This window comes from Flavobacterium sp. TSSA_36, from assembly GCF_051547165.1.
Classification (GTDB): domain Bacteria; phylum Bacteroidota; class Bacteroidia; order Flavobacteriales; family Flavobacteriaceae; genus Flavobacterium.
In genome coordinates, this window is record NZ_JBPTTP010000005.1 from 91230 (window position 1) to 107067 (window position 15838).

Annotated in this window: 12 protein-coding genes; 6 read left to right on the forward strand and 6 right to left on the reverse strand. The window is 32.4% G+C overall.

Annotation, left to right across the window (positions count from 1 at the left end; translation table 11 throughout):
* Positions 1–3 precede the first annotated feature (3 nt).
* From gcvT to ACSVH7_RS11015, 3 genes are all read right to left on the reverse strand, one after another.
* The gene (gcvT, locus tag ACSVH7_RS11005; RefSeq protein WP_438066747.1) at positions 4–1086 is read right to left on the reverse strand and encodes a glycine cleavage system aminomethyltransferase GcvT; all 1083 of its coding nucleotides are present in this window, start codon (positions 1084–1086) and stop codon (positions 4–6) included.
* 109 nt (positions 1087–1195) lie between these two features.
* Entirely contained in the window at positions 1196–2644 is a 1449-nt protein-coding gene (locus ACSVH7_RS11010) for a M20/M25/M40 family metallo-hydrolase (RefSeq protein ID WP_438066748.1), read from the reverse strand.
* Between the two features lie 217 nt (positions 2645–2861).
* Entirely contained in the window at positions 2862–3749 is an 888-nt protein-coding gene (locus ACSVH7_RS11015) for a YitT family protein (protein ID WP_438066749.1), read from the reverse strand.
* 192 nt (positions 3750–3941) lie between these two features.
* On the opposite strand from ACSVH7_RS11015, the gene ACSVH7_RS11020 reads away from it, so the two are divergent.
* Both ACSVH7_RS11020 and ACSVH7_RS11025 read left to right on the forward strand, forming a co-directional pair.
* Complete coding sequence (locus ACSVH7_RS11020; RefSeq protein WP_438066750.1) at positions 3942–4406, forward strand: hypothetical protein; 465 nt, start codon at positions 3942–3944, stop codon at positions 4404–4406.
* 8 nt (positions 4407–4414) lie between these two features.
* Entirely contained in the window at positions 4415–6256 is a 1842-nt protein-coding gene (locus ACSVH7_RS11025) for an adenylate/guanylate cyclase domain-containing protein (RefSeq protein ID WP_438066751.1), read from the forward strand.
* A 4-nt stretch (positions 6257–6260) separates the two neighbouring features.
* Here the strand turns inward: ACSVH7_RS11025 and ACSVH7_RS11030 are convergent, their stop codons facing one another.
* Together ACSVH7_RS11030 and ACSVH7_RS11035 are read right to left on the reverse strand one after the other, a co-directional pair.
* Entirely contained in the window at positions 6261–6779 is a 519-nt protein-coding gene (locus ACSVH7_RS11030; RefSeq protein ID WP_438066752.1) for a GNAT family N-acetyltransferase, read from the reverse strand.
* 23 nt (positions 6780–6802) lie between these two features.
* Positions 6803–7327 carry a hypothetical protein gene (locus ACSVH7_RS11035; RefSeq protein ID WP_438066753.1) on the reverse strand — a complete coding sequence of 175 codons (525 nt, stop codon included), beginning with the start codon at positions 7325–7327 and terminating at the stop codon, positions 6803–6805.
* 196 nt (positions 7328–7523) lie between these two features.
* On the opposite strand from ACSVH7_RS11035, the gene ACSVH7_RS11040 reads away from it, so the two are divergent.
* From ACSVH7_RS11040 to ACSVH7_RS11055, 4 genes are all read left to right on the forward strand, one after another.
* Positions 7524–9149 carry a hypothetical protein gene (locus tag ACSVH7_RS11040; RefSeq protein WP_438066754.1) on the forward strand — a complete coding sequence of 542 codons (1626 nt, stop codon included), beginning with the start codon at positions 7524–7526 and terminating at the stop codon, positions 9147–9149.
* 244 nt (positions 9150–9393) lie between these two features.
* Positions 9394–12021 (forward strand): DNA gyrase subunit A, encoded by a 2628-nt coding sequence (gene gyrA / locus ACSVH7_RS11045; protein ID WP_438066755.1) that lies wholly within the window; start codon positions 9394–9396, stop codon positions 12019–12021.
* Between the two features lie 29 nt (positions 12022–12050).
* The gene (locus ACSVH7_RS11050) at positions 12051–13319 is read left to right on the forward strand and encodes a tetratricopeptide repeat protein (protein ID WP_438066756.1); all 1269 of its coding nucleotides are present in this window, start codon (positions 12051–12053) and stop codon (positions 13317–13319) included.
* Positions 13320–13589: 270 nt separating this feature from the next.
* Positions 13590–14654, forward strand: coding sequence for a tetratricopeptide repeat protein (locus ACSVH7_RS11055; RefSeq protein WP_438066757.1), 1065 nt, complete (start codon positions 13590–13592; stop codon positions 14652–14654).
* A gap of 165 nt (positions 14655–14819) precedes the next feature.
* Here ACSVH7_RS11055 and ACSVH7_RS11060 read toward each other — a convergent pair whose 3' ends face one another.
* Complete coding sequence (locus ACSVH7_RS11060; RefSeq protein WP_438066758.1) at positions 14820–15680, reverse strand: DUF2167 domain-containing protein; 861 nt, start codon at positions 15678–15680, stop codon at positions 14820–14822.
* Positions 15681–15838 lie beyond the last annotated feature (158 nt).

Sequence of the window (15838 nt, forward strand, 5' to 3'; positions counted from 1 at the left end):
ATTTTATTTTTTATAAAATGGAAGTTTTACCACCTTGGCAGGAACATCATTTTTTCTTATTCTGATATAAATGGAGCTGTCTACTGCGCTGTTGGCGGTAGTTACATATCCCAAACCAATTCCCTTGTTCATAGAGGGTGACATGGTTCCGGAAGTTACAATTCCAATTACAGTTCCTGACGCATCTACGATTTCATAATCTTGTCTAGGAACAGCACGTTCTTGCATTTCAAAAGCGACTAATTTTTTAGTAACTCCAGTTTCTTTTTGTTTTTTTAAGTTTTCTGAATTAGTAAATTCTTTTGTGAATTTAGTAATCCATCCTAAACCAGCCTCTAAGGGTGAAGTGGTATCGTTGATGTCATTTCCATACAAACAGAAGCCCATTTCTAAACGCAAAGTGTCTCTCGCGGCTAAACCTATCGGTTTGATGTCAAAAGCTTTCCCTGCTTCGAAAACTTTATTCCAAATAGCTACGGCTTGATCGTTTTTACAATAAATTTCAAAACCTCCTGAGCCAGTATAGCCAGTTGCTGAAATGATAATATCTTGAAAACCAGCAAATTCTGCTATTTCAAAATGATAATAGTTAATTGCTGCTAAGTCAATATTTGTCAACGTTTGCATTGCTTCAACAGCTTTTGGACCTTGTATGGCTAGCAATGAATACTCATCGGATAAATTTTCCATCACTACTCCCAAATCATTGTGAGTAACTATCCAATTCCAATCTTTTTCAATATTTGAAGCATTAACCACTAAAAGGTATTTTTCATCTTCTATTTTATACAGTATTAAATCGTCAACAATTCCTCCTTCATTATTGGTAAAACATGAATATTGTGCTCTTCCAATTGTTATAGTTGAAGCATCATTGGAAGTTATTTTTTGAATTAAGGGTAAAGCATTTGGTCCAGAAAGTATAAATTCACCCATGTGTGATACATCAAAAACACCCACTCCGTTGCGAACGGTTTCGTGTTCTACATTTACGCCTTCGTAAAGAATAGGCATGTTATATCCTGCAAAAGGAAGCATTTTTGCTCCTAAACCTTCGTGTATTTGTGTAAGCGCTGTGTTCTTCATTGTTTTTTTGATAAAATTTAGTGGCGCTAATGTATTAATTTTATTTTTTTGTGGCAAAAATTCCTAAAATGATTACGTAGTCTGCTATTTAGTTTTGTTACGGATAAATTTATTTTAAATCAATTTCATTGAGATTTTGAAATAATCGAATGTAAAATCGAATCATATTTTGGTAATTTGAAATTGCTACACTTTCATCAACTCCGTGAACTTTTTCTAAATCAGAAGCATTAAAACGCAGTGGAATAAAACGCAATATATTTTTGCAAGTTAAGTTAAAATGGCGTGAATCTGTTGAGCCAATCACTAACACTGGAGCTACAAGTGCCTCAGGGAATAATTCTTGACAACTTTTGGCGATGGCTTTGTATCCAATGGATTTCTTTTTCGCTACTGGCGAAGCGTTATACGCATTTTCTTTTAAAGTAACATTGACTTTTGGGTTGTTGATTACTTTGTTTAGATAAGGCACAAGATCCTTTATGGAATCACCAGGAATTAATCGAAAATTAATGGTAGCTGAAGCTTTATGTGGAAGGACGTTTTCTGAATCTCCTGAATTAAAAATTGTTGTTGCGGCCGTAGTCCTAATGAAAGCATTAGTTGAATATTTCTTGGAAAGTTCTTTTTTGATTAATCCACTGAAAAGCCAACTATTTCTAAAAACCAAGCGGTGACTGAATTTCATGTCTGAAGCTATTTCGTCAAACATTTTTTTAGCTAAGCCATGGTAATGTGCTTTAAAAGGTTTGTTTTCAATATTGGCAATGGCTTGACTTAGTATGCCTATAGCGGTATGCTTAGAGGGCATAGAGGAGTGACCGCTTTCTTGAGTAACAGTCAATGTTGCGGTAGCATATCCTTTTTCGGCTATGCCAATAAAGGAGATTGGTTTACCTACTTCAGGTATAATGTCTTGTCCGATTCCTGGACCTTCGTCTAAAATCATTTCAAATTCTATTTTGTTGGACAAGAACCAATTTGCAATTTCTTTTGCGCCATTTCCGTCTGTTTCTTCGTCATCTCCAAAAGCAAAATAGGTGGTTCTTAAAGGTTCGTAATTGAATTTTAGCACGTATTCCGTTGCTTCTAATAAGCCTATCAAAGAAGATTTGTCATCCAAAGTTCCTCTGCCATAGATTCGACCTTCATTAATGATTCCACCAAAGGGAGGGAATCGCCATTCATGTGCTTGTTGTTTGGCAGGAACCACATCTTGATGTGCCATGAATAAATTTGGTTTTAAGTTTGTATTGGTTCCTTCCCATTTTAATAAAATAGCATTTGAATTTAATTTGATTTCCGTACAGTTTTTAAAGACCAAAGGATAGGATTCCTTTAAAAAAGCTTTAAATTTTTGGAATTCTTCTGTGTAAAAAAAGAGAGAGTCTGTTTTTGAAACGGTTTCAAATTGAATTGCTTTTGATAAATGTTCGGTTGCAGAATCACTGATGATGATATTTTCGTACTTTATAGTTTTCTTTTTCTTTTTGCGAAGAAATTGAGCCTGTAGACTGAAAGAAATCAATAATAAACAAAAATAGCAGATGAATCTCATTTAATTATAGGTTTTGTGTGACCAGTGATTTTTTTATTTTGGTTAGCAGATAACTATTGAATGATATTTTTGAATGTATTGTTTTTGGTTTTTATTTGATTATTTTTTATTTAAAATGTTAAATAATAACTAAAATACAAAATAATTATGATTTATGTATTCTTAGAAGCTTTATTTTTTAGAATAGTACCATTAAAAAAATGCTTGAAAAACTAATTTAATGCTTCCGTCGCACCCTCAAAATTCCGCCACTAGCTTCTTTGATAAATTGGATATAAGTAAACGCTTGTGGGTCAATAATCTCTATTTCGTCCTTAATTCGCAATAATTCTAGTCGAGTCACAATCGTAACAATTACATCACAATCAACTTTTACTTCAAAACTCTCGGGTAAGTATCCTCTTTCTCCTTTAATTATGGTAATTCCTTTCCCAAATTTTTTAACAATGAGTTCTTTGATTTCTTCACTTTTTGAAGAAATAATATGCAAAGCGGTGTATTGTTCAACACCATGTGAAATATAATCCAAAGCTTTTACGGCTGAGAAATAAGTCACTATAGAGTACAAAGCGGTACCAATTCCAAAAGTCCAAGCGGCAGCCAAAAAAAGTAATGTATTAAGTGCAAAAATGACTTCAGAAACGTTTAGTCCTATTTTGCGTGTAGTGAGTAATGCTAAAATTTCAATACCATCAGCAACGGCGCCACTTCGAATACATAAACCCATACCTACTCCTATCAAACAACCACCAAATAAGGCAATTAACAACGGATCTGAAGTAACGGCATCAAAATGAAAAAAAGTCATGCCAAAAGCGATTAGTAAAAATGTAATAAGGCTTTGTACTGCAAAAGTAATCCCCAATAATCGATGACCTAAAAACAAAAAAGGAACATTGAGTAATAAAACTAAAATACCAAAAGGCCAATGGGTGACTTCGTGAATTAAAATGGAGATGCCAATAACTCCTCCGTCTAGAAATTTATTGGGTATCATAAAACCTTTTAAGGCTAAAATGATGAAGGCGACCCCGATTAAATTTAGAATTATGTTTTTTAAATGAAAAATTTCTTTCCAGTCAATTGTTTTTGAAATTTTATGCATAATAAATTTATTTAAGGTTAAATTTAATTATTAAATTTTAATTTGTTAATTATCAAGATTTTATTTTTCAAAGTTTTAAGCTAAACATAAAAACTGTATATTTGATGATAGCTGTTTTATTCGATTATAAATCAGGTAATTATCATTTAAAATGTATTATGAATATTTATTTTTAATCTAAAACAAAATGTCATGGGTCGAAGAGTTAAAATAGAATTGAATGTAGAAGCAAGTCGGTTGTATCAAATGACGAATCCCTCTCAAAAGGATATTCATGAGCGTTGTTATTTATCGGATGATAATGATGGTTTTACAGAAAGTGGAAAAATTGAGGATTTTTTATCCAATGTGTATTTGTCTCAAGAAATCGAATGGGTTGGCGTCACTAAGGATAAATGGTATTCTGTAGCTATTGACAGTATTGTTTACGATTTGGATTTAAATAACAATGATACAGAAGTATGCTTTGGTAATGATGAATCAGATGATTATGTAATTAAAGGTAAGGGAGGGCAATCAGGAAATGTTGTAGCCACTGTTAAAGACCGTGAAAGCTTAATTGGAAAACAAAACGTATATAAAATTCATTTTACAGTGTACTACAAAGAAGCCTCTAAATCCTATCTTATTGATCCTAAAATAGCGATCAATCCATAATATTTTTTATGTTATCTAACCCTTTTTTTAAACCTTTTGCGCTGCTGTTTTCTGTGTTTTTGATGAGTTGTACGATAATGGCTCAAGATCAAAAAATAGCAGATAGTTTAGCGTTTATTTACAAAAATGGAAAAACAAAAGATACGGTTCGATTAGAGTTACTTCGAAATTTAGCGTTTAATGAAGTTAATGATTTTTCATTGTCAATCAAGTATGCAAATGAGCTAATTTCTTTATCAAAAAAAGAGAATAACAATTTGTATTTATTTAGAGGCTATTACCTTAGAGGTAGCAAACGAAAGTTGAAAGGAGATTTGCAAGAAGCTTTGCAAGATTTTATGGCCTCAATTAAGATAGCACAAATTTCTACAAATAAAATTGGTGAGGGGATTACTTATATGGAAATGGCAAATGTTTTTTCTGTTATGAAAGAAACAAAAAAAGCATTTCTTTATTATGATAAAGCTATCTTCATCTTGAGGAAATCAAAAGACAAGTTAAAATTAGCATCGGCATTGTCTAATCTTGGGGATGAATATCTAAAAAACAACTTGTTAGACAAGGCTTTAAAATGTTTTTATGAATCTGGAAAACTTTTTGAGGAAGAAAAATATACAAGTGGTATTGCCTACACGGTGGGTAGTATGGGGGTGATTTATTTTCAATTGGGTAATGAGGGCATGGCGGAAATTAACTTGAAGAAAGCCATACGTCTACTTGAGCCTATCGAAGATTATTACGGAATTTCAGAATATCTCATCAATCTCTCTGATGTTTATCAAAAACAAAAAAAATGGAATCTTGCAATTACTACCGCTTCTAGAAGTTTGCAACTAGCACAGAAAAATGGGTACAAAGATCAAATAAGTAGCTCTAGTTTACAGTTGTCTAAGCTTTACGAAAAAAACAATAATTACTCAAAGGCTTTACTGTTTTACAAATCACATGTAGCTTATAGAGATAGTGTTACCAATGTTAAAATGGTGCAAGAATTAGCCGATTTAAGAACTAATTTTGAAGTTTCGAAAAAGCAAACGGAAGTAAACTTACTCGAAAAAGAGTCCGAAATTCAGCAATTGAAAGCTAAAAAACAACAAACCATTTTATATGTCACCATAATTGCACTTTTTCTAATTGGTCTGCTTGTAATTGGTTTATTAAGAAGATATCAATTCATAAAGCGAACTAATGCGATTATTGAGAGTGAGAAAAAACGCTCTAACGAGTTGTTATTGAATATTTTACCAGAAGAAACAGCAGCTGAACTTAAAGCCTATGGAAAAGTACAAGCTCAAAAATTTGAATCTGTAACCGTTTTGTTTACTGATTTTGTAGGCTTTACGGCTTTTGCGGAAAACTTGTCGCCTGAAAAATTAGTTGAAACTGTAGATTTTTATTTTTCAAAATTTGACACCATAATTGATAAATATGAATTAGAAAAAATTAAAACAATTGGTGATTCCTATATGTGTGCTGGAGGACTGCCATTTGCTACATTCGACCATGCTTACAAAATGATTTTAGCCGCTCAGGAAATGCTTGATTTTGTATCAATGTCTAAAGTAGAAAATCAATCGCAACACATCCGTTTTGATATTAGAATTGGTATCAACACGGGGCCTGTGGTTGCAGGAATTGTAGGTACAAAAAAGTTTGCCTATGATATTTGGGGGGACACTGTGAATATTGCCTCTAGAATGGAATCAAATTCTGAATCTGGAAAAATTAATATTTCTGAAAACACTTATCAATTAGTAAAAGATCGATTAGATTGTGAGTGCAGAGGTTCAATTACTGTAAAAAACAGAGGGGAAATGAAAATGTATTTTGTAGAACGTTGCCGCAACTAGCGTTTTATTTGCTATCAATCAATCTCTTTTCTAATACAAAGAAATCAAGAACGACATCTTTAAGGATTTTATCATCTTTTCCCAAAGGGAATGGTGCTCTCAAGCCAGTATCTTCATAACCATTTCGGATATACCATTCCAATAATTCTTGTCGGATACCGATTACAGTCATTTGAATCCTATTTAATTGTAAAAGTCGTGCCTGCTTTTCAGCTTTAAGTAATAATTGTTTACCAATACCTTGATTTTGTAATTCGGGTGTAACCGTTAACATTCCTAGGTATAAAACGTCTTTTTTAGCAATTAATAATACGCTACCAATGATTTTTTGACAACGAGTAAATTTGTATAAATAGTGATTGGGTAAAGCAATAATTGTTTCCAATTCCTCTTCACTGGTTCTAGTACCTGCTAATAAATCAGCTTCGGTAGTCCATCCTTTTTTAGAAGATTCTCCACGATAAGCTGCATTAATCAGAAGCGATAATTCAACAACATTTTTTTTAGAAGCTTGTTTAATCATGCAATTTTTATTTATGCTTTAGGTTATTCTTTAGGTAATGGAGCGCCAACAGCAATATCGCATCGATGTTTGGGTTGACCATGGGCAGGATTCATGCCTTCTGGTGTAGTAGTTTCAGTTGTTGTCGCTAGGAGCGGAGGAACTGTGGGTGTATTAGAAGTTCCGGTAGTTAATGTCACATTGGATTTAGGATTGCTTGTTATTTTTGGAATGGCGGAATTGAGTGGGGCGCCCACTGGAATATCACATCTGTGTTTGGGCTCTCCGTGTGGGGGATTCATTCCTGGTTTCGTTATTATTTTGGAACTTATTTTAGAATTAGGTTTATTGACTACTGTGTATTTATATTGATACATAATACTTTCCTTTTTTTCTTCTTTAGCAACATAAGCATTACTTTGAATAGTTGCAGTAGGTGTCGGAGTATTTAAAGTCATTTGGGTAAAAGGAACAACATTGGTTCGTGTTTTAGGAGTATCGTTGTCATTCTTCTTACACGAATAAAATACTAAACAAGAAAAAAGAAGAGAATAAAATGTTGCTTTCATAAGGAAATTATTTTTAGAAGTCCAAATATAAAAGATTAATACTATTTATAATTCGCTTTACTTCTAGTAAAATTGAAATTTTCTGGTGTCATGTTGTTGAAACTTTAGTTTTCTTGTATTGAGTTAAATAATGTTAATTAAAAAAAAGTTAATTATTCTATTGATAAATTTGCAATTATTTAAAAAACAACAAGATATGAATAATAGAATAGTAATTTTATTAGTGGTTTCATTATTTTTTTTTATTTCATGTGATAAAAATGATGATAATTTAACAAATGACTCCAAAGATGCGCTGATAGATGTGAATAATGATTTATCAAGTTTGAAAAAGCGTATTTCTTTTGAGGGATCTGGAGTTTTAAGTATCAACAATCTTACAAGTAGGAGTAAAGTGGCCAACGACGCTAGTGATTTTCCTTTGGTTCAAATTGCAGAAGTTAATGCTCCTGTAGACGAATTTGGAAGACAACTACAGGCAAACCATGTATATGTTAGTGATAAATATGCCTATGTTGCTTACACTTTTCAGGGTGCAGTGTATTCTGGAGCGGTAGACGTGATTGATATTTCTGATCCGTATAAGCCTAAAATTATTATATCAGCTTTAATTAAAAATACTGATATTACTTCGTTAACTTATGCCGATGGTAAATTGTTTCTAGGAGCGGCTACTGACATAGATAAATCGCCTAATTTTACTAGTCCGGCAGTGGTAATTGTTATGCAATTGAATAATGGTTTACTTACTGAAAATTATACTATTGTTCCGCTACAAGGTCAAGTGACTACAGATATTGTGGCAAATGGAAATGCTTATTTTTCGGTAACAGGAGATAAAGGAAGTTTATCCAAGAATACTGTTGGGTCTAATCAGCAATTAGGGAATGTTCCGCAAGCGGATCTGCGATCTGTTTTATTGAATAATGAAGAGATTATTACTTTAAGTGGTACGCAAGGAGTTCAGATTTATAAAGAAAACAACCTAGCTTTCTCGCGCTCTTTTCCTACCTCTATTGATAGTAAAGAATCAAAACGTACCATGGATGTGTATGAGCAAAAGTTAATCGTAGCAGAAGGTTTAAATGGTGCAGGGGTGTATGCTATACAATCGGGCCAAAAAATACAATCTTTACCAATTATTGTTGGTACAAAAGATGGTATAGATCCGAATGATATTGTAACTAATGCTGTTGCTGTGAATGATAATAAAACATTTGTAGCTAATGGTGCTGCGGGAGTATCGGTATATCAAAACTCAAATCAATTAGATTGGTTGGGTAGAATTTCTATTAATGGATCTTCTAATTATATAAAAACTAAAGGGGATTATATTTATGTAGCTAGTGGTAAAGGTGGTTTAAAAATAATCAAAATAGAAGGGAAATCTAGTCCTGTTAATTGTACGGGCTATCCTACTTATACAGGAAATGCTAATTTGATTCTTAATTCTAATCAGACTGCTGCTTTTTCGGGTAGTACAGCTCTTTCTTCAATTATTGTGAATTCAAAATCGAGTCTTACTCATTGTGGAGCTCTCTCCGTGCAAAATGATCTCACGCTCAATAGTAACAGCTTGTTTGAAATGAGTGGTACTTTAAGTCAGGGAAGATATGGTCAAAACACACGATTGACTATTAATAGTAATGCTGAGATGAAAGTAAATGGTGCGGTAGTGATTTATGGTGACTTGGTTTTGAATAGTAATGCCAATTTAACTTTTTTAGGCACAGGTTCTTCAATAACTATTTATGGAAAAGTCATTAAAGGTAGTAATGTTAAAATCACAGGAAATTTCAAAGATACAGAGAATAAATTATAAAAATTAAAAACATCTTTTAAGTTTACGGAACCTGCATAGCAGGGTACTCCTTATTTATTTAAAATAAAAATGTTATTGATCTAGTTTAATTATTAGGCTCGATCTTTACTATCATGGCTTCAAAGTCCTCCTAATTATTGTTAATAAATCAGAAAAAATAGACTGTTAAAATAGCTGGAAAAAGTTCAGAAAGGCGTATATTGGCACGTTTTGAAATGAATATAATTATTTAATATAACAACTTATGTCTGAAGGAGAAAAGTTAATTCCTATTAACATAGAAGATGAAATGAAATCAGCTTACATCGATTATTCGATGTCAGTTATTGTATCAAGAGCGCTTCCTGATGTTAGAGATGGTCTAAAACCCGTACATCGAAGAGTGCTATACGGAATGTATGATTTAGGAGTTTTTTCAAATAAAGCCCATAAAAAATCCGCTAGAATTGTCGGAGAAGTATTAGGAAAGTATCATCCACACGGAGATACTTCTGTTTATGATGCCATGGTACGTATGGCACAAGAATGGAGCATGCGCTATTTGTTAGTAGATGGACAAGGTAACTTTGGGTCTGTTGATGGTGATAGTCCTGCAGCTATGCGTTATACAGAGGCAAGAATGCGTAAAATTTCAGAAGAAATAATGGCCGACATCGAAAAAGAAACGGTTGATTTTCAATTGAACTTTGACGACACCTTGTATGAACCAAAAGTAATGCCTACTCGCGTCCCTACCTTATTAATAAACGGGGCAACAGGTATTGCTGTAGGTATGGCAACGAATATGCCACCACATAACCTTACTGAGGTTATCAATGGTACATTAGCGTATATAGACAATAATGATATTGAAATAGACGAATTAATCACACATATCAAGGCTCCTGATTTTCCTACTGGTGGAATAATCTATGGGTATGAAGGTGTGCGTGAAGCTTTCAAAACGGGACGTGGCCGAATTGTAATGCGTGCTAAAGTTGGTTTTGAAGAAGTAGACGGCAGGGAGTCTATCATTGTAACTGAAATTCCTTATCAAGTGAATAAAGCAGATATGATCAAACGTACTGCAGACTTGGTTAATGAAAAGAAAATAGAAGGGATTGCTAATATTCGAGATGAATCGGATAGAAACGGTATGCGTATTGTATACATCTTAAAAAGAGATGCAACTCCAAATGTTGTTTTAAATACCTTATATAAGTATACACAACTGCAATCTTCTTTCAGTGTAAATAATATCGCATTAGTAGATGGTCGTCCACAAATGTTGAATCTAAAAGATTTGATTCATTATTTTGTGAAGCACCGCCATGATGTAGTAATTAGAAGAACCCAATACGAATTAAGAAAAGCAGAAGAGCGAGCTCATATTTTAGAAGGTTTAATTATTGCTTCTGATAATATAGATGAAGTTATTGCACTTATTAAAGCCTCAAAAAATACGGAAGAAGCTAGAGAAAAGTTAATTGAAAGATTCAAACTTTCGGATATTCAAGCAAGAGCTATTGTTGAAATGCGTTTGCGTCAACTTACAGGTTTAGAACAAGATAAGTTGAGAGCTGAATACGAAGAAATCATGAAATTAATTGATCATCTGCGTGCTTTGTTAGCAGATGTAAACCTAAGAACTGCTCTTATAAAAGAAGAACTAATTGAAATAAGAGATAAATATGGTGATGCACGTCGTTCTTTAATTGAATACTCCGGTGGAGATGTAAGTATAGAAGATTTGATTGCAGATGAAAATGTTGTGGTAACAATTTCGCATGCAGGCTACATTAAGAGAACTAATCTTAGTGAATATAAAACCCAAAATAGAGGTGGGGTAGGACAAAAAAGCGCTGGTACTAGAGATCAAGATTTCTTAGAACATATGTTTGTGGCTACTAATCATCAATATATGATGTTTTTTACGCAAAAAGGAAAATGTTTTTGGATGAGAGTCTACGAAATTCCTGAAGGAAACAAAACGGCCAAAGGAAGAGCGATTCAAAACTTGGTCAATATTGAAAGTGATGATAAGGTAAAAGCTTATATTTGTACTCAAGATTTAAAAGATAAAGAGTACATAAATAGTCATAATTTAATTATGGTGACTAAACAAGGTCAAGTCAAAAAAACGTCGTTAGAAAAATATTCAAAACCACGTGTTAATGGTGTTGCAGCCATTACTATCAAAGAAGGTGATGAATTATTGGAGGCTAAATTAACAAATGGCGAAAGTCAAATCATACTTGCTGTTAAATCAGGAAAATTAGTTCGTTTTGAAGAGACTAAAACTCGACCCATGGGAAGAACCGCTTCTGGAGTTCGAGGAATTACTTTAAACGATGAAAAGGATGAAGTGATTGGAATGGTGACCGTAGACAAAGAAAACATTACCGATTCTCAAATTTTGGTAGTAACCGAAAATGGATACGGAAAACGCACCAAATTAGTAGACGATGACGGAGAAGATGTGTATAGAATTACCAATCGAGGTGGAAAAGGTGTGAAAACATTAAATATCACTGAAAAGACGGGTAAATTAATCTCTATAAACGCAGTTACTGATGCTGATGATTTAATGATTATTAACAAATCAGGGTTAACCATCAGAATGGCAATTGAAGACTTGAGAGTAATGGGTCGCGCCACGCAAGGAGTGAAGTTAATCAATTTGAAAGGAAATGATTCAATCGCAGCTGTGACTAAAGTCATGAAAGATGAGGTAGACGAAAATTCTGAAGACGCTGCTGTTGAAAGAGTGAAACCTGTTTTAGAGGTATTAGAGGATGAAGAAGGTATTGTAGATAATGAAGAAGATGATGACGAAGAAATAGTAGATGATGAGGAAGAGGATGCAGAGGAAGAAGATAGTAACGAAGAGTAATAATTAAATAAATTTTAAATAGTAATACCATGAAAAGTAAATATGTAATGCTTGCATCAGCTATGCTGATATCAGTAGCTACTTTTGCACAAAAAGATCAAATTAAAGCAGCTGAAAAAGCATTAAAAGCTGGTAAATCGGACGAAGCAAAAAGTATTTTGTTAGATGCAGAATCCGTAATAACAAATGCTACTGATGCAGAAAAAGCACAATATTATTTTGTAAAAGGAAATGTAATGCTAGATTTAGCTACTAAAAGTGTTGATAAGGACACCAATTTGTCGCTTGCAGCCACCGCTTTTCAACAATTAATTGAAGTTGAAAAGACATCTGGTAAATCTAAATATACTTCCCAAGCTACAAAATCAGTTATTGATATCAAGTATAAATTGATTAATGAGGCCATAGCTGACTCAAAAATTGAAAAATATGATGTAGCTGCCAAAAAGCTATACGATGCTTATCAATTAGATAAGAAAGATACGATTAACTTATACTATGCCGCTTCGACCTATGTAAATGCTAAGAATTATGATGCCGCTTTGAGTAATTACGATGAGTTGAAAAAATTAAATTATTCAGGTAAGGGAACAAATTATTTTGCAGTTAACAAACTTACTTCACAAGAAGATATGTACTTGACGGCTGCAGAAAGAGACAGAATGATTAAATTAGGAACTCATGAAAAGCCAAGAACAGAAGTTATTCCTTCTAAAAGAGGCGAAATTTATAAAAATGTAGCTCTTATTTTAGTGCAACAAGGTAAAACCAAAGAGGCGCAGCAAGCTGTAGCTGAAGCTAGAAAGACAAATCCTGAAGATACGTCTTTGGCTTTAACTGAAGCGAATTTGTATTTAGAAACTAAAGATTTCGAAACCTATAAAAGATTAGTAGCCGATATTTTAACAAAAAATCCAAATGATGCAGATTTAGTTTTTAATTTAGGAGTTTTGAGTGCGAATGCCAAAAACACTGCTGATGCGGAAAAATATTACAATAAAGTTGTTGAAATCAACCCTAATTATACCAACGCTTATATTAATCTTGCTGCTTTGAAATTAGAAAATGAAAAGCCAATTATTGATGAAATGAATAAGTTAGGCACTTCAAACAATGACATGAAACGCTATGATGTTTTGAAGAAAAAAAGGGAAGACCTTTTCAAAAGTACTATTCCATTTTTGAAAAAAGCAGTTGAATTAGATCCGAAAAATACAGATGTAGCTAAAACATTAATGAATGTTTATAGTGCTTTGGAGATGACAGCAGAATATAAAGCCTTGAAAGCTAAAATTTAGATTTTACTACTTTTAACTTTGTTAAAAAAAAGTCGTTTATTTAAATAAACGACTTTTTTTTATGAATTTAATACTATACTAGATCAGTGCAACGTCTTTTTTATTGATTATGTTTTATTACTAAAAAAAAACAAAAGAAGGCAAAATTTTAAATTATTTTTTTGCTAAATCAAAATTAAATTCTATTTTGCAATTGTTAATTTAATCTTAAAATGATTTTTACAAATTAATGTTATAAATTATTATCTAACCCCAAAATAACCACCTACTATGAAAAAAAAATACCTTTTTACGCTTTTAACACTCGGGCTAACACTTTCTGGTATGGCTCAAAAAGAACAGATTAAAACGGCTCAATCGGAATTAACTAATGGAAATGCACAAGCATCGTTGAAAATATTAAACGATATAGAGTATTTGATTACCAATGCAAAAGAAGAGGATAAATCGGATTATTATTATTTAAAGGCTCAAGCATTTATTGCTTTAGCTCATAAAAATATAGAAACACCAAAAAATTTAGCATTGGCAGTTGGGTGCTATAATGAAATTATTGTTTTTGAGGTAGATTCTGGTAAATTAAAATATGCTGTGCAAGCTCGTGAAGGCATAAAAAATTTGAAAAATGAATTAGATAGAAGTGCTGCTACTGATAATAACTCACATAATTTTTCTGAAGCAGCCAATAAGATGAACTATCTTTATGAGATGGACAAAAAAGACACTGTTAATCTTTATAATGCGGCTTCCAATTATTTTAATGCCAAACAATATGATTTAGCATTAAAAAGCTATGAAAAATTGAAAGAGATTAAATACACCGGAAACGCAATGGAGTACTATGCAACGAACAAAGCAACAAATGAAGAAGAGCTATTTGGCTCGGCATCAAATAGAGATTTAGGTGTGAAACAAGGTTCACATGTAAATCCTAGAAATTTCAAGGCCCAATCTAAAAAAGTTGAAATTTTAAAAAAGATAGCATCTTTGTATTCTGAAAAAGGTGATATTGTTAGTGCTGAAAGTAATTACAAAGCTATAATTGATTTGAATCCTAATGATAGTGAAACCTATATTGATTTAGCATATGCTAAATTAGATCGAAAAAAAGAATTTTCAGACAAAATGTCATTATTAGGTACTTCCGCTGACGATATGAAAAAGTATGATGCTTTGAAAAGTCAGAAAGAGGAACTAGTTAAGTCTGCAGTAGTACATTTAGAAAAAGCCTTGAAATTAGATCCAAATAATAAAGATGTTTCTAAATTACTTCTCAACCTTTATAGATCTTTGGATATGACCGATAAATATGAAGCATTAAAATCAAAAGGATAATGTATTGCCTTATTTTGAAAACATAAAATCATAAAAGATTAAAAGTTAAAAAGAGGTTTGGATCATGAATGTTCCTAACCTCTTTTTTGTGCTTCTCACAAACTTTAAAGAAAAATTTTAATACCGTATTTTGGTTTGATTTTTTTTGCGTGTTTTACACTTGTTCTATAATTCTTCGGATGTTGATTCAATTTCGTTGTGCTCAGTAGCTATTTCTTCATCAGTGGATTTCTTTGAAAATAAATTCATTATTTTGTTTTTGAAAGCTCCAAAAAAACCAATTATTGCTAGAAAAATTATTTTTCCAAACTTAGCAAGAATTGCAAAAACTCCAACTTTTGTCAGTATCTTGCCTGCTACCAAACCACCTATTGTCCAAGCAGCCACAGTATCAATTGAACTGTCAAACTCATCATAGGTATATCCTTTATTAAAGGATACAATGTCTATGACTTTGCTAAGATCTCTTTGTACAAGTGGTAATTCTGAAGCGCCAGCAATCGCATTTAAAACTAAAACACCTTTTCTTCCTAAAATTCTAATGTTATAATTTAGAGTATTTTCTGATGCTTTACCAAATTTTATTTCTTTTGCCCAATGTAAAATTTTCTTTTCCTTATCATAAAAAGGAGTAGCTGCCCATCCTACAATGGTGATGGCTTCGTACCCTTCTTTTGTTCTCTCACTATTTTCTGTTTTAGTATCTTCCTTTATTTGGGTCAATAATTCGTCGTAATCAATGTCATCCGCATCTTTATCTTCTACATAACCAATCTCATCATACTGAATATTAAACACATAACCTTTTTGACTCAGAACACCTTGGTTCTCTGGAAGTAATAATCCAAGAGTGATATTTTCAGATTTAGGATTTCCCCATAAATCTACGAGTACTTTTTCTGCTTGTTCTGGATTTAAATATTTAAATCCTTTGGGGACTCTAATGCTGCCGATACCATTTTTTAGGGTGATAACACCTTTTTCATAATGAAAGGTTTGTTCGATGGAATCAATTTTCTGTTTCATTTCATTTTGGGAAAAGGATAGCAATGTGCATAAACAAAGCAGTAAAGACGAAAGACTTTTGTTAAGATTAAAATTCATGTTTTTAATAGGGTTACGGTTAGTTTGATTAATAATTTGATACTAGTACAATCAAATATATAAATTTTTCTTACATTGTT

What these genes read in the sequence shown, in the direction of transcription:
- ACSVH7_RS11035 (WP_438066753.1), bottom strand. Translation starts at nt 7,327, where the DNA reads ATGAAAGCAACATTTTATTCTCTTCTTTTTTCTTGTTTAGTATTTTAT.
- gcvT (WP_438066747.1), bottom strand. Translation starts at nt 1,086, where the DNA reads ATGAAGAACACAGCGCTTACACAAATACACGAAGGTTTAGGAGCAAAA.
- ACSVH7_RS11025 (WP_438066751.1), top strand. Translation starts at nt 4,415, where the DNA reads ATGTTATCTAACCCTTTTTTTAAACCTTTTGCGCTGCTGTTTTCTGTG.
- ACSVH7_RS11050 (WP_438066756.1), top strand. Translation starts at nt 12,051, where the DNA reads ATGAAAAGTAAATATGTAATGCTTGCATCAGCTATGCTGATATCAGTA.
- ACSVH7_RS11055 (WP_438066757.1), top strand. Translation starts at nt 13,590, where the DNA reads ATGAAAAAAAAATACCTTTTTACGCTTTTAACACTCGGGCTAACACTT.
- gyrA (WP_438066755.1), top strand. Translation starts at nt 9,394, where the DNA reads ATGTCTGAAGGAGAAAAGTTAATTCCTATTAACATAGAAGATGAAATG.
- ACSVH7_RS11010 (WP_438066748.1), bottom strand. Translation starts at nt 2,644, where the DNA reads ATGAGATTCATCTGCTATTTTTGTTTATTATTGATTTCTTTCAGTCTA.
- ACSVH7_RS11030 (WP_438066752.1), bottom strand. Translation starts at nt 6,779, where the DNA reads ATGATTAAACAAGCTTCTAAAAAAAATGTTGTTGAATTATCGCTTCTG.
- ACSVH7_RS11060 (WP_438066758.1), bottom strand. Translation starts at nt 15,680, where the DNA reads ATGAAACAGAAAATTGATTCCATCGAACAAACCTTTCATTATGAAAAA.
- ACSVH7_RS11020 (WP_438066750.1), top strand. Translation starts at nt 3,942, where the DNA reads ATGGGTCGAAGAGTTAAAATAGAATTGAATGTAGAAGCAAGTCGGTTG.
- ACSVH7_RS11040 (WP_438066754.1), top strand. Translation starts at nt 7,524, where the DNA reads ATGAATAATAGAATAGTAATTTTATTAGTGGTTTCATTATTTTTTTTT.
- ACSVH7_RS11015 (WP_438066749.1), bottom strand. Translation starts at nt 3,749, where the DNA reads ATGCATAAAATTTCAAAAACAATTGACTGGAAAGAAATTTTTCATTTA.